At 57.4% G+C, this 13,859-nt stretch carries 14 protein-coding genes; all 14 read left to right on the top strand.

Annotated elements, in window-relative coordinates:
- Positions 1-152: 152 nt before the first annotated feature.
- Positions 153-2,222, top strand: coding sequence for a leucine-rich repeat protein (locus G7Y43_RS05830; RefSeq protein WP_165045014.1), 2,070 nt, complete (start codon positions 153-155; stop codon positions 2,220-2,222).
- Between the two features lie 52 nt (positions 2,223-2,274).
- The gene (locus tag G7Y43_RS10800; RefSeq protein WP_370514649.1) at positions 2,275-2,373 is read left to right on the top strand and encodes a Fic family protein; all 99 of its coding nucleotides are present in this window, start codon (positions 2,275-2,277) and stop codon (positions 2,371-2,373) included.
- 1 nt (position 2,374) lies between these two features.
- Positions 2,375-4,147, top strand: a complete 1,773-nt coding sequence (locus G7Y43_RS05835) for a DNA repair protein RecN (protein ID WP_165045016.1) — start codon at positions 2,375-2,377, stop codon at positions 4,145-4,147.
- Between the two features lie 431 nt (positions 4,148-4,578).
- Positions 4,579-5,151 carry a hypothetical protein gene (locus G7Y43_RS05840; RefSeq protein WP_165045018.1) on the top strand — a complete coding sequence of 191 codons (573 nt, stop codon included), beginning with the start codon at positions 4,579-4,581 and terminating at the stop codon, positions 5,149-5,151.
- Positions 5,152-5,191: 40 nt separating this feature from the next.
- Positions 5,192-6,028 carry an energy-coupling factor ABC transporter ATP-binding protein gene (locus G7Y43_RS05845; protein ID WP_165045020.1) on the top strand — a complete coding sequence of 279 codons (837 nt, stop codon included), beginning with the start codon at positions 5,192-5,194 and terminating at the stop codon, positions 6,026-6,028.
- On the top strand, positions 6,025-7,011 hold the full coding sequence (locus G7Y43_RS05850) for an energy-coupling factor ABC transporter ATP-binding protein (protein WP_165045021.1): 987 nt from the start codon (positions 6,025-6,027) through the stop codon (positions 7,009-7,011). The genes G7Y43_RS05845 and G7Y43_RS05850 overlap by 4 nt, the downstream gene beginning before the upstream one ends.
- A gap of 1 nt (position 7,012) precedes the next feature.
- On the top strand, positions 7,013-7,771 hold the full coding sequence (locus G7Y43_RS05855; RefSeq protein WP_165045022.1) for an energy-coupling factor transporter transmembrane protein EcfT: 759 nt from the start codon (positions 7,013-7,015) through the stop codon (positions 7,769-7,771).
- Between the two features lie 57 nt (positions 7,772-7,828).
- Positions 7,829-8,803, top strand: coding sequence for a LysR family transcriptional regulator (locus G7Y43_RS05860; protein WP_165045023.1), 975 nt, complete (start codon positions 7,829-7,831; stop codon positions 8,801-8,803).
- A 3-nt stretch (positions 8,804-8,806) separates the two neighbouring features.
- The gene (locus G7Y43_RS05865; RefSeq protein ID WP_165045024.1) at positions 8,807-9,715 is read left to right on the top strand and encodes a LysR family transcriptional regulator; all 909 of its coding nucleotides are present in this window, start codon (positions 8,807-8,809) and stop codon (positions 9,713-9,715) included.
- A 233-nt stretch (positions 9,716-9,948) separates the two neighbouring features.
- Positions 9,949-10,620: a DUF4234 domain-containing protein gene (locus G7Y43_RS05870; protein ID WP_165045025.1), complete on the top strand. Its 672-nt coding sequence runs from the start codon at positions 9,949-9,951 to the stop codon at positions 10,618-10,620.
- A gap of 6 nt (positions 10,621-10,626) precedes the next feature.
- Positions 10,627-11,139: a DUF2752 domain-containing protein gene (locus G7Y43_RS05875; RefSeq protein ID WP_206215095.1), complete on the top strand. Its 513-nt coding sequence runs from the start codon at positions 10,627-10,629 to the stop codon at positions 11,137-11,139.
- 206 nt (positions 11,140-11,345) lie between these two features.
- On the top strand, positions 11,346-12,062 hold the full coding sequence (gene pyrH / locus G7Y43_RS05880) for a UMP kinase (RefSeq protein WP_165045026.1): 717 nt from the start codon (positions 11,346-11,348) through the stop codon (positions 12,060-12,062).
- Positions 12,063-12,171: 109 nt separating this feature from the next.
- Positions 12,172-12,729 (top strand): ribosome recycling factor, encoded by a 558-nt coding sequence (gene frr, locus G7Y43_RS05885; protein ID WP_165045028.1) that lies wholly within the window; start codon positions 12,172-12,174, stop codon positions 12,727-12,729.
- A gap of 349 nt (positions 12,730-13,078) precedes the next feature.
- Positions 13,079-13,858: an isoprenyl transferase gene (locus G7Y43_RS05890; protein WP_165045030.1), complete on the top strand. Its 780-nt coding sequence runs from the start codon at positions 13,079-13,081 to the stop codon at positions 13,856-13,858.
- The last annotated feature ends 1 nt before the right edge of the window (position 13,859 follow it).

The following is a 13,859-nucleotide window of genomic DNA, read 5'->3' on the forward strand; positions in this document are numbered from 1 at the left end:
TCGCTTGCCTTCGCAGCCAATTGAAGTGTAGCATTCGCAGGATGGGCGGTAAATGAACGCGTGTAGTTTTTTGTTGTGTTCGAATGCGGTTTGAATGTGGTTCGGATGTGGTCCGAATGCAGTCGGATGAAAGCGACGGAAGAGGTGTGGTTATGGTTCAAGCGAGCTCGCTGGTGTTTTGCGACAAAACAACACCAATTGACGACTTGGTTGAAGAGCTGTGTGCGTTGCAAGTGAACCTTGACGCTGACCAGGTGAGTATCGAACGCGCTGCGCATTCCGTGGAAGGCGAGGTGTGGTCGCCGCAGCTTTTGCCGTACGACGATTGGACGAAGCATCAGGATATCGAGACGAAGGTCTTGCGCATCGAGGGGCAGGACGACGCATACAACGAAGGGCTGCTCGCATGGGGTCGCTTGGAATTCATCGACGACGACCTGCGCGAAAAACTGATTGCACAGGCACGCGAGAAGGGCGACTCCGAGGCGTTGGCCGCCGCCGTGGTGAAGCGGCGCGTGTTCGATGGCGACGATGACCTGCGTGGTGCTATCTCGGTGCGACAAGATACCGACGGCTACGTGCTGGTGGGTATCGACATTCGCCGGTACGCTCAGGCGCTTGGTACCACCGACAACCTGATTGTGGTGCTGCCTGCTACTGTCGATGGCGTGCCTATTGTGCGTATCGCACAGGAGGCGTTCGTTCGCCGCTTGGTACAGGGTGTCGATGTGCGGCTGCTCGTGGTGCCACATACGGTGCGCCGCATTGGGGGCGATGCGTTCGCGGCCCTGTCGTGCCGTCACGTTCACTTGGGTGCAAGCGTAGAAACCGGTGGCGACCAAGCGTGTGATATGGCCGGCGTACACCCGCGCCTGGTAAGCCGCACGTACACGGTTGACGAACACAATCCGGCTTACGCCGCACGTGACGGCAGCTTGTACTCGAAGGACGGCGAGACGTTGCTGCTGTTCGCGCCACCCTACGAGCAACGCTGCGCCATTCCCGAAGGCGTGCGCCGTATAGGCTCGGCGGCGTTCTGTGCGGGTTGTGATGAGCCGTTGTTCGTGCTGGCACCGGAAACGCTCGAGAAGGTCGATTCGAAGGCGTGGCGCGATGCCGTGTGGGTGTGCCCGCCTGCGTCGGCAGTCCGCGAAAAACTCAAAAGCAGAGGCGTTCGTTTGGCTAGCGAAAACGTTGTCGAGCATGATGGGTGCTGGTACGACTTCGACGAGCAAGGAGCAGTGCTCGTTGCCGGTCCGCCTGCTCCGAAGTCGGCGTCTGCGCGGTTTGCGGCGCAAGCATTCGCGTTCGGGAAGAGTGGCGGTGCGAAGGCGGGCGGCGCTGCGGGTGGTGCGGGCACTTCGGACGCATCGACGGCTGGTGCCGCAGGTGAGCGAGTGTCGGGCACCGTAGGCTCTGGTGGTGCAGCTGTGTCAACGCGTACGACGCTGGTGTTGCCGCGCGAGATTGAGGGTCGTCCGCTTGTTCGCATTGGTGTGCGCGCGCTGCCGACTGCTCCCGAAACGCTGGTCATTCCCTCGAGCGTGAAGGTTATCGAGCAAGAAAATGCGTGTTTGGGCACGAAGCGCCTCACGCTGTCCGACGGAGTGCGCAGCATTGGGGCCCACAGCTTCCGCTCGCGTACGTTAGAGCCCCCGGTACTTATTCCTGCCAGCGTCGAATCGGTGGGTGAGGGATGCTTCGAGTATGCGGTGTGCCGCTTGGCAGCAAATGGTGCTGTTGTGCATGTTCCTGCCGACCAGCTGCTCAGCTGCTTTATTGAGTGCACACAGAGGGAAGGTGCCGAAGTTGGTGTGCGTGGCGCAGGTGATAGTTCTTCTTCGACAGGTGCCCTGTTCGATTTTGCCCGCTACGATCAGGTGCTGCTGTCGGGCAAGAATATTCCTGATCGGCTGGGCGCGCTGCTTCATCGGTTGGCGCATCCAGAAGGGCTTGCTCCTGCGACCAAGCAGACACTCGTGTCGCAGGCGCGCGCCAAAGGGCGTGACGCGCTGCAGTACGTAGCACGCGAAGGTAACATCGACATGGTAGCTGCACTGCTTGAGGCAGGTTTTATCAACGACGAAAACTTCGACCGACAGATTGAGCTATTGCGCGCGTGCAACCGTACCGACTGCGTGATGTTCCTTATGGAACGCCATCGCAAACAAGAGGAACAAGCCGGCAAACCGAAATCAGCCCGCGCCCGCTTCGCACTGTAACGCAAAAGCCGAAAGCGGTGGGGCTGTGAGATAATGAGCGAGCCCATGCGGCCTGATCGAGCTTGAGATTCCTGACAAGCCGAAGAGTAAAAACCAGCGGTATCGCCTTACGGCACGAGGCAATGCTGCATTGAGAAGCTGGGAGGGTTAACGTGATCGATGAGATTCAGGTGGAAAACCTCGCGCTTATCCGCTCGGCGGCGTTGTGTCCGGCGCGTGGTATGACAGTAGTCACGGGTGAAACAGGTGCGGGCAAGACGGCGCTGTTGTCGGCATGTAAGCTGCTCATGGGTGCGCGTGCCGACAAAGACGCAGTGCGCGATGGCGAAAGCGCGCTGCGGGTGAGTGGGCGATTCTATTTCAACGCTCAACCGGGAGATTCTGCTTCGTTTGAGGAGTCTGCGCATGTGCCTGCTGTTGGCGCAGTGGCTGCTGACCCTGAGAGTTTTGGCGGCGAACCTGTCGAAGTTGCTCGTGAGAGTCTTCTTGAATATGTTGGCCCCGATGCGTCTGATTCCGTGGAGCTTGTTGCCGTACGCAGCGTGACTGCGGATGGTCGTTCTCGCGTGAGCATTGACGGACATATGGCGAGTGTTGGTGAGCTTGCGCGCTGTATTGCCCCGCGTATCGATTTATGCGGCCAGCATGAGCACCAGCAACTCATGAAGTCTGCATCGCACCTTCGCTTGCTCGACGCATGGGCGGGTGACGAGGTTGCGACGGCAAGACAGGCGTACGCTGAGGCGTTTTCTCAGGCGGAGCATGCAGCGGCAAACCTTGCCCGCGTGCTTGAGGCCCGAGAATCTTCGTCAGTAAAACTCGATGAGGCGCGTTTTGTGCTGAAACGTATGGAAGCTGTTCGCCCCGAAGCAGGGGAATACGACGCGCTTGCCACATCGCTTAGCAAGGCGGAGCACGCCGAAACCTTGGCGGTTGCCGCGAATGCGGCGCATGAGTCGCTCGCAGGCGAAGGGGGCGCACTTGACGGGCTGAATGCCGCTGTGGCTGCACTTGATCAGGCGTCGTGCTATGACGAATCGCTGGCCGCGTATGCTGAGTCACTTCGCGAGGCGGGCTACGTGCTTGAAGACGTAGCGCGCGACGCACGCGCCTATCGCGATGACATCGAGTTTGATGAAGCGCAGCTTCGCGCACAGCAGGAGCGTATGTCTGAGTTGCAAGGCTTGCTGCGCGCGTACGGGCCGCGCATGGAGGATGTGATTGATGCATGGGAGCGCGCGGCTGAGGTGGTATCTCTTGTGGACGACGCTTCCGAGCGTGAACGCGCTGCCCGTGCGGCGCTTGATCAGGCTGAAGCCGAGCTTGCATGTGCGGCTGCGGTACTTGGTGATGTGCGGGCGGAAGCAGCCCCGCGTTTCGCCCGCGCCGTTACGGCACAGATGGCTCGTTTGGAGATGGGTGGCTCGCAGCTCGTATGCGATGTGTCGCCGCTGCCTCGTGAGCAGTGGACACGTGTAGGTGCGCATTTCGTTGAGTTCCTGTTTCGCCCAGGTGACGGCATGCAGGCCCGTCCACTCGCGCGCATTGCGTCGGGTGGCGAGGTGAGTCGCGTGATGCTGGCTGTAAAGGTGGTGCTCGGCGATCGCGACGAGGTTGACACGCTCGTATTCGATGAAGTTGATGCCGGTGTGGGCGGCTCAACCGCTGTCGCACTTGCTGACGTGCTGGCTGATCTGGCGCGCACGCATCAGGTGATTGTGGTCACACATCTTGCTCAGGTCGCGGTACGGGGTGATACCCATTACGTGGTTCGCAAGATTGAAGGAGCCGATGGTCTTCCCGAAACCGACCTGTGCTGCCTTGGCGTTGACGAACGCCCAGCCGAAATAGCCCGCATGCTTTCAGGCGAAGCAACCGACGTCTCGCTTGCTCACGCCCGCGAGCTGCTGGCTGCAGCTCGCTAGAAAAAGCGCTAGAAAAAGTACCTTGCGCGGCTCGTTTTGCTGTGTTAGAGTTTCGGCCACAACTTAATACCTTTGAAACCGATGAGGCGAAGGTTAAACCATCATAAGCGCTCACAGAGAGCGGGTGCAGCTGAGATTCCCGCAGAAATGCTGGATGGCAAATGGATCGCCGAGGGAAAGGGGAAAAGTTGGAGCCTCCAAGCGCGTTGCGGAGCGGTTCCGGCTGAGTATCTGGACCGTGAGCCTGCGTTAAAGGCAGAGCGGGTGATGGCTCGCTCATGAGAGGGCCCGAAAGGGTCAAGCAAAGGTGGCACCGCAGGTTTGAAGACCTGTCCTTTGGAAGAGAAGGACAGGTCTTTTTTTGTGGGCCGAACGATGGGCGAAGCTGCGCGGGAAGCGCTGTAAGCGGCCAGAAGGGAAAGGTGGAAACCATGGAAAACGTTGCGCAAAAGCGAGAGATGAAAAACACTGGCAAGAAGAAGGGCTTAGACATCAGCGATCTGGTGTTAGTGGCGGTGCTGCTTGCGGCTGGTGCGGTTCTGAAGCTTGTGGTGGGCATGATGTTTCAAGGTGGCGTGAAGCCGAACTTCGTTATTGCGTCGTACTGCTTGGCGGTGCTGCTCATTCGTCCGAGCAACCCAGGTCAGGGAGCCATGTACGGTGCCATCATCGGCTTGCTTGCCGCCGCCATCTGCCAGATTCCGCTTCTGTGTGGCACACCGTTCGTAAACTTTGTGTCAGAGTTGCTCGGCGGCATCGTCATCGGTGCTATTGCGGGTTTGCCAACGCCGAAGTCGTTTGACTTCCGCCCTGCTGTGGGTACGTTTTTGGGTACGTTCGTGTCAGGTAGCGTATTCTCGGCCATCGTGGTGGTAGTAAAGAGTATGGACGTTATGGCTGGCCTGATTCAGTTCGCTCCCATTGTGGTGGTTACCGCCGTCATCAACACCGTTTTGGTGCAGATCCTTATCATTCCGTTGCTGCGCGCATTGAAGCGACAGTAGTCTTACGACAATCGGCTCCGACGTTGGGAAAGGGAAGCGCGTGATCAAGGTAAACAACTTGTCGTTCACGTATGAGCATGGAAGCGCGCCGGCGCTCAAAGATGTGACACTTCATGTGAAAAAAGGCGACTTCCTCGGAATCATTGGGGAAAGTGGTGCGGGCAAGACCACACTGACATCAGCTATCAACGGGCTTATTCCGCATCATTATCATGGTGACTACTTCGGATCGGTCGAAGTGGACGGCGTTGATACGTTCGACGCGCAACTTACCGATCTCTCGCTTGTCATCGGCACGGTGAGTCAAGACATTGACAGCCAAATGGTGGCTGCCGTGGTCGAAGATGAGCTGCTGTTCGGACTTGAAAACTTCGGTGTGCCGCACGACCAAATAGAGGGTCGCATGTTGAAGGCGCTCGAAGCGGTGGGTATTCCCGACCTGCGCAATCGGCGCATCGCGACGCTTTCCGGTGGGCAGAAGCAAAAGGTTGCCATTGCAGCAATTCTTGCTTTAAGACCCGATGTTATCTTGCTCGATGAGCCTACTGGTGAGCTTGATCCGGTGTCAAGTCGGCAGATTTTCGACGTGCTGCGCGAGCTTAACCAGCACGGCGTAACGGTTGTCGTCGTCGAGCAGAAGGTTATGTTGCTGTGTGAGTACGCAGCGCGCATCGCGGTTATGGACAAAGGTCGCATCGTGCTTGAAGGGACAGTTGCCGACGTGCTGCGCCGCTATAAGGATATGGAGCGAATTGGTATCAACTGCCCTCGCGTGGCGACACTGTGCGACCGCATGACCGAACGCGGCGTTGGTGACGGACGCGTGGTGGCAACGGTCGCCGACGCTTGCAGTTACGTGAAGGAGGTGCTGTCGTGAGCCTATTCGGGAAGAAAGCCGCGCCCGCCGTGCGGACACAGGTGGCCGAGGAATCCGTAGAATCATCCTGTTCGCTTACCGATGTCTGCGCGCCTAGCATCGAAGGCGCAGACCAAAAACCTGTCATCGAATTCTCCGACGTGCACTTCGGATATGCAGAAGCCGAGGTGCTGCGTGGTATCAGCTTCCGCATACAGCCGGGCGAGTTTGTAGCTGTGCTCGGGCCAAACGGGACCGGCAAATCGACCACGCTGCGCCTTGCCGACGGGCTACTTGCTCCAGCTTCTGGGCGCGTGCGGGTATGCGGTCTCGACACTGCTGAGGCGAAGGTGAGTGATATTGCGCGCCATGTGGGCTTTCTGTTTCAAAACCCCGACCGGCAGATCTGCCAGAACACCGTTTACGACGAAGTGCTGTTCGGTTTGCGCGCGCTGCAGTGTGGTACGGCAGAGCAGCAGAAAGCGCGCGCCGACGAGGTGCTCGAGCTGTTGCACCTTGATGGAGACGCCGATCCGTTCAACCTGTCGCGTGGTCAGCGCCAAGCCGTTGCTTTGGCGGGTCTGATCGCGGTTGATCCCTGTGTGCTGCTGCTCGACGAGCCCACCACTGGGTTTGACTACAGCGAGTGCATGGAGATGATGACCCATATTAAGCGCATGAACGAAGCGGGTGCCACGGTGGTCATGGTGTGTCACGACATGGAAGTGGTACTCGATTTCGCCAGCCGAGCAATCGTGCTTGCGGAAGGTCGTGTGCTGCTCGATGGTACGCCGCGCGATGTGTTCTCCGAGCGCGAAACCTTACAGCGTGCTTCGCTGATTCCGCCGCAGATCTGCGAGCTGTCAACGCAGTTGGCAACGGATTATCCGCAGCTTGGCGGCAAGTTCTGTGCCGACGAGTTAGCGATCGCCATCGCCACGCTCGCCGGTGGCGAAGCTGGTGCCTCATCTGGCGAAACATTCGAATGCAAGGCAGGTGAGTAGTATGGATAGCGTGTTTTCCTACATTCCAGGCGAGAGTTTTCTCCATCGGATGCATCCGCTCACCAAGTTGGTTGCAGCGTTTGCGGTGTGCGTGGGTGCAGCCGTTTGCGGTAATCACGCATACGTGCTGGCGCTCATTGTGGCACAGCTTATCGTGGCGGCAATTTGTGGCTGCTTCAAACCCTGTGCGAAGCTAGTTACCGCGCTTGGCTCGCTTGCGCTTATCGTGCTGGTGCTGCAGGTGTTGTGCGTACGTACGGGAACCCCGCTTGTCCAGGCGGGGTGGTTCATGATTACCAACGAGGGCCTGCTCAGCGGTGTGCTCGTGGTGCTCAAAGTGGTGTGCATGGTGTTGCCGCTGTCCATTGCGTTTATGACCACCCAGATCAACGACCTTACCAACGAGCTGGTGGGGAAATGGCACCTGCCGTATAAGTATGCGTTCACCGTTACCACCGCAATTCGCTTCATTCCCGTGTTCATGGATGAGATGTCGGCCATCATGGAGGCCCAGAAGGCGCGTGGTGTGCGGTTTGACACGGGCAACGTGGTGAAGCGAATTGCGCTCATGGTGCCGTTGTGCGTGCCGCTGCTCATATCGTCGGTGAAGCGTACTGACGCCATTGCTGTGGCGGCCGAGCTGCGCGGGTTCAACCTGCGCACGCGTACGAGTGCCTGGAAGAAGCACGCATTTGCTTTAGCTGATTTCATCATGATCGTGGCGTGCTTTGCTCTGTTCGTGGTGGCGATCATCCTGTAGCATAAACGCGTAGCCCGCAGGGTGTAAGAAACGCGTTGAAAGGCAGGGAATCGCGGCATGGAAGTGAGCGTGCAGAAATGCAGGGCGTTCGTGGAGACGGCGCGTTACGGCAGCTTCACGAAGGCGGCCGAACTGCTGTCGTACTCGCAATCGGGTATCAGTCGCATGGTCGGTGAGCTCGAGCGCGAATGCGGCGTGGTACTGCTCGATCGCGATCGCGCGGGCGTGCGTCTTACTTCCGACGGCGAAGAGCTGCTCGGTCCTATGCAGAAGATGTGCCGGATGTACGACGATCTGTGCATGCATATCGATCAGGTGCGCGGCATCGACACGGGCCTCATTCGCATTGGGGCCACGTCGGTGTTGTCAACTGTGTGGCTTCCCAACATCATAGGGGCATTTCGCGCCGACTACCCGGGCATTCGCTACGAGGTCGTGCAGGGTGACTACGGCGAGCTCGAAACGAAGGTGCGCGAGGGAACCCTCGACTGCGCGTTTTTGCGCCTGCCTGCGTCGGGTCGCTTTCACGAGATACCGCTGGAAAGCGAAGGGTGGGTGGCGGTGCTGCCGGAAGGGCACCCGCTCGCTGAACTCGATGAGGTGCCACCCGAAGAATTGCTCGAATACCCGTTCATCTTGCCTGAGCGATTCGGTGACAAGGAAGAGAACGACGTGGTGTCAAAGGCGATCGAGCGGTGGGGGCTTACGCCCAACACCATTGCTGCCGGCTGGATCGACGACGCCGCATTGGCCATGGTCGAGCGCGGGCTGGGTGTGAGTATTATGCCCGAGATGTGCACGCGGCGAAAGGCTTTCCGTATTGTCATGCGGCCACTTGCGCATGCGCGCAGCCGCGACGTGGGCGTCATTCTGAAAAGCCTCGATGCGGCATCGGTGGCTACTCGAAAGTTTTTAGAGTACCTGCCGTACCGCAACTGCGACCGGTTTGGGGTCGACGCGGCGGCAAACGAAGCGGCGGCAGGCGGCCTGGCGGCACGCGCCGCGAGCGATGTGTGCGGGGGAGGGGAATAGTCCATGGATACCAACATCCAAAAGTATCTCGCGTTTGCAGAAACCGTACGCTACGGCAGCTTCACGAAGGCAGCCGAAATACTGTCGTATTCGCAGTCGGGCATAAGTCGTATGATTAGCGACCTTGAAAGCGAATGGAAGGTGACGTTGCTCGAACGCGATCGGTCGGGTGTTCGCCTCACCTCCGATGGCGAGGAACTACTTCCGTATGTGCTGAGTGTATGTGAAGAGCATCGCAAGCTGCAGATGCAAGTTGACGATTTGAATGGCCTACATACGGGCTTGGTGCGCATTGGTACCATGTCCAGCATCGCAACGCATTGGTTTCCCCAGGTTATCAAGCGTTTTCAGGAAGAGTATCCACGCGTACGATTCGAGTTTGTGGTGGGCGACTATGAAGAACTCGAAGACAAGGTGGAACAAGGTCGCGTGGAATGCGCCATATCCCGCGAGTCGACGCGGCCGGGTTTAACGTCTGAGTTTCTCCAGGAAGACGAGCTTAAGGTGCTGCTGCCGCGCGGGCATCGTCTGACCTCGCGTTCCCGTGTGCCCATTAATGAGCTGCGTGACGAACTGTTCGCGCTCACTGAGAAGGGTGATCAAGCGCTGTACAAGAAAGCGTTCGATGAGGCGGGCTTCACACCAAACACGCTGGTTACCACGTGGGACGACCTGTCGATGATGAGTATGGTGGAAAGCGGTTTGTGTGTGGGCATTCAGCCCGATTTAGTGCTGCGCCGAATGCCGTACGACATCGTAATTCGTCCGCTGGAAAACCCGGTGTTTCGCAATATATGTCTGGTGAAGCGGCAGAAGCAAACCTTGTCGCTGGCAACGAAGCGCTTCCTTGACTACCTGAACGACGTTCGTTCGTATGACGGCGCGCACGGTGGGCCAGCCCAATGTCATTAAGCTAAACAGAGATATCACTGTATTGAAGGGACTTGTCCCGTGGCTCTTGGGTCGACGGAATTACACAACCTTCCTTTTGTATCAGATTCGTAACGGGTGCGTTTCGGCGCGGTTGTGACCGGGGTGTGCGCTATCATTGCTTTCGGTTCGGGAAGGCTGTGTTGCTTTTCAAAAGAATGTGGCGTCAAGAAGAATAACCGAGCTGAAGGCGAAGACATGATAGGAGATTGGCCATGCTGTGCCCCCATTGCGGACGTGAGAACACTCAAGAAGCTATGTACTGTGTAGGATGCGGCGCATCTTTATCAGGTGCGCAAACTAATGAGCCATCAGTGGGTCAGCCTATGCCTGTGGTTCAGCCTATGATGTCGCAGCCGGGTCAAGACGCAGTACCTTCGGGTTATCAGCAACCCTATGAACAGCCGGGTTACCAACAGCCTTACGACGCCGCCGGTTACCAGCAGCCATATGCAGCGTATGGGCAGCCGGGCTATCAGGTTCCGCCAACTGCGATTCCGTCTGTGGCTTATGCGGTACCCACGGGGCCGTATCCGCCAGTCAACCGCAACATTGCCGTGTGCATCCTGCTGTCTATCATTACATGTGGCATCTACGGCATATACTGGATATATTGCCTGGTGAATGAGTTGAATACGGCAAGTGGTCATCCGCAGGACACCTCGGGTGGCATGGTTATCCTGTTCTCCATTCTTACGTGTGGCATCTACGGCATTTACTGGTATTACAAGGCTGGCGAGAAAGTTGCGGAAATCCGCCGTCGTCAAACGGGTGCGGCCGACAACAGCAGCGCCATCCTGTATCTGGTGTTGGCGCTGTTCGGCTTCGGTATCGTGAACGACTGTCTGATCCAAAACGAGCTGAACAACTTAGCTCCGCTCGCGTAGTACCGAATGGAAAATCAGCGCGAACTGAGCATGCCGTCACAGGGCGCACCGAGCACCTGTGGCTCCGTGCGCCCGTGTGCACCACGCGAGATAGCTGTCGCAGCGGTTGCTTCGCCTGCGAACCTTGCTTCGTCCGATCTATCCGATCGGTGCACGCGGGCCCGCCGCCTGGCAAAAGCTGCGGGTATCGCCCTTGTGGTGGGGCTTGTATACGCAGTGTTCTTTGCGGTAACTGGCATCGGGGTGCCATGTGTTTTTCATGAGCTGACGGGGTTGCTCTGCCCAGGGTGTGGGGTCAGCCGCATGTGCCTCGATCTGCTTCGACTCGATTTCGAGGCGGCGTTTCATCATAACGCCGCCATTCTGTGTTTGCTGCCAGCTGGTGCGGTGCTGGCCGCAGTTCTTGTGCGAGGCTACGTGTGTGAGGGGTCGATGCGTCTGCCTACATGGGCGAATGTGCTTGTCATCGCCATGGTGGTGGTACTGCTCGTGTTCGGTGTTGTACGCAACCTGATGTAGGTGCCGCACGTTGTCTTGTTCGGTTTTGCCTTGCTTTATCTTACGCCGTCTCATGCTTCTGCGTTCTTTTGTGTGCTCTATCTCATTTTTCCGTTTGCGTTGAATAGCTGGAAACGCCTGCGTTGTGTACGCGGGCGTTTGTTTTCGGGTACTATGTGAACGTTTATGCAACAGTTATACCAACCGGAAGACGGGAGAAGATGCCCATGTCTGAAGACTACCAATACAAGCGCGTGCTGCTGAAGTTGTCTGGCGAGGCCCTGGCGGGTGACCTCGGCTACGGAATCGACCCGAAAGTCGTCGATGACCTGGTTGATCAGATTGGGGAAGTCGTGAACGGCGGTGTGCAGCTGGCCATCGTGGTGGGCGGCGGAAACATCTTCCGCGGTCTTGCGGGATCGGCCGAGGGTATGGACCGCGCGCAGGCTGACTACATCGGCATGCTTGCAACCGTTATGAATGCGCTCGCGTTACAAGACGCATTCGAGCGTCGAGGTATCTATTCCCGCGTTCAGAGTGCCATCAACATGCAAGAGGTGTCGGAACCTTACATCCGTCGTCGTGCGCTGCGCCATATGGAAAAGGGGCGCGTGGTCATTTTGGCGGCGGGTACTGGTAACCCCTATTTCACTACCGACACCACGGCGGCACTGCGCGCGTGTGAGCTCGATGTCGATTGTCTGATGAAGGCGACGAAAGTCGACGGCGTCTACGATTCCGATCCGAAGAGCAATCCCGATGCGAAGAAATTCGATCGCATCAGTTACATGGACGTACTCAACCGCGGTCTGCATGTTATGGATGCTACGGCTACATCGCTGTGTATGGACAACAACATTCCTATGATTGTGTTCGATCTCACCGTTGCCGGCAACATTTCTCGCGCCCTCAAGGGTGAAAGCATCGGAACAACGGTAGAATAGGCGTCAAGCGCGTAAGAACCTTGTAAGAAACGCGCGGTTCGCGGTCGGTTTCGCATGCGACGCCGGAGCGGACGACCGTCTCGTCGCAAGCGGAACGAAAGGAACGGCTATGGTTGACGAAATTATGATGGATGCCGAAGAGCACATGCAGAAAACCCTCTCGTCGCTAAACGGCAATTTCTCGGCAGTACGCACTGGTCGTGCGAACGCCATGGTGCTCGATCGTATCCGAGTTGACTACTACGGCGTACCCACGCCAGTGAACCAGATGGCGGGTATCAAAACTCCCGACGCGCATATGCTGGTCATCGAACCGTGGGATAAGAGCGTGCTGAAAGCTATCGAACAGGCTATCTTGGCGAGCGACTTGGGTGTAACGCCCTCAAATGATGGTTCGGTCATTCGACTGCCGTTCCCAACGCTGACCGAAGAGCGTCGTCGTGATCTGGTGAAGCAGTGCAAGGGATACGCTGAGGATGCGCGTGTAGCCGTTCGTAACATGCGCCGCGATGCCAATTCCCGCATCGAAAAGCTCATGAAGGACGAGGGTCTTCCCGAAGACGATATGAAGCGCGCGCAAGCCGACGTTCAGAAGCTCACCGACAAGTATGTCGCCGAAATTGAAGAGGCTTTCAAGAAAAAGGAAGCCGAGGTCATGGAGATCTAGAGTTTCGGCGGTTTACAACCGCCGAAACAACTCGACGCTACGAAGCAATCTGTTCCGTTGATCTACGATCAACGGAACAGATCGACGCTACGAAGCGTTCGGGCACTCCATCTTGCCGCTCCAAGCGCTCGTCGTGTACCTTTGGTACACTTCCTCGCACTTTCACGGCAATCTGGAGCACCTGAAACGCTTCTCGCTGACGTTACGAACGACCTGGGAGCAGATAATCATTCAACGTTGTGAATGGTTGGTGTCTAGCTAACGATCTGGAGGGAATGAGTTCTCGCTGTGGACGTCTAGGACTCGCTGACGTTGTTTCCTTCTATCGCCTTGAGGTGGTGATGACGCTGTGAACAAACCGCTTGATTACATATTCCCGAATCCCCCGGTCGGGCTTAATCCAAAGGCACTTGACATAAGCGCCATCCCACAGCATGTTGCTGTCATCATGGACGGCAATGGCCGGTGGGCGAAGAAGCGTGCGCTGAATCGCTTGCGTGGACATAAGGCCGGCATCGAAGCGGTGCGCGAAACCATTCGGTGTGCATCCGATTTGGGGGTTCGCTATCTCACCATCTACTCGTTCTCGACAGAGAACTGGAAGCGACCTGAAGAAGAGGTCGTGGGTCTTATGGACTTGTTCGCCAAAACCATGCTCGCCGAAGTCGATGGCTTGCATGAAGAGCATGTGCGCGTGATGACTATCGGTGATATGTCTATGCTGCCTGCCGAAACGCGCGAGGCGTTTGACGATGCTTGGGAAAAAACAAAAAGCAACGATGGCATGACACTGGTGGTTGCGGTGAATTACGGCGCGCGTCAAGAGGTACTACATGCCGTGCAAGCATGTGCGCGTGATATAGCGCGCGAGTTTGCGGAAACAGGTAAGATGCCTGCCATCACCGAAGAACTGTTTGAGCGCGGGCTCTACACTGCAGGTATTCCCGACCCCGAGTTGCTTATTCGGACATCGGGCGAGATGCGAGTGTCGAACTTTTTGTTGTGGCAGATCGCGTACTCCGAATTCGTGTGTACCGATGTGCTCTGGCCCGACTTCGATCGCTACGAGTTGTTGCGGGCGCTACTCGAGTATCAACAAAGAGATCGGCGATTCGGGGCGGTGAAGTAGC

The organism is Adlercreutzia sp. ZJ138, from assembly GCF_011038935.1.
GTDB lineage: Bacteria > Actinomycetota > Coriobacteriia > Coriobacteriales > Eggerthellaceae > ZJ141.